Raw genomic sequence first — 406 nt, 5'->3', positions numbered from 1 at the left:
GTGTTGAATCTATGCAACAACAATTACTAATGATTAAACAAAGTACAGCTACAGGCAAGACGAAGACATTTAGGTTCACAAGTTACTTGTGCTACCTTCTTTTAGCAAAGCATCGCCCAATATTTGAGACAGAGAACAACAAACTTGATATTGAGGTCGATAAGTTTGATGAGAAAAACCAAAAGAAATCAGAGACACCAATGCCAGTATATGAGTGGACACATAAGATGAGGATGACTGCTAACAATAAAAACTATAGCCATTTTGTAGACTTCTTTTTGGCACCTATTTATGAAAAAATCATAGGCACTACAATGCCTAGATTGCTTGTGTCTTGTAAAGATTGCATTCAATTGGGAAGTCAGATTCAATTGGCTGAATGGTTCTTCATGGAAGAGTACACTAT

1 protein-coding gene is annotated in these 406 nt (G+C 36.0%); it reads left to right on the top strand.

Going from position 1 to position 406, the window contains the following annotated elements:
* Nucleotides 1–406 (top strand): hypothetical protein (locus tag CHM34_RS19690; RefSeq protein WP_206093864.1); only part of this gene is annotated, 406 nt, incomplete at both ends.

This window comes from Paludifilum halophilum (assembly GCF_002245355.1).
In the GTDB taxonomy this organism is placed as follows: Bacteria; Bacillota; Bacilli; order Thermoactinomycetales; family DSM-45169; genus Paludifilum; species Paludifilum halophilum.
The sequence above is the reverse complement of the archived record's forward strand: the minus strand, read 5'-3'. Positions and strand labels throughout refer to the sequence as shown.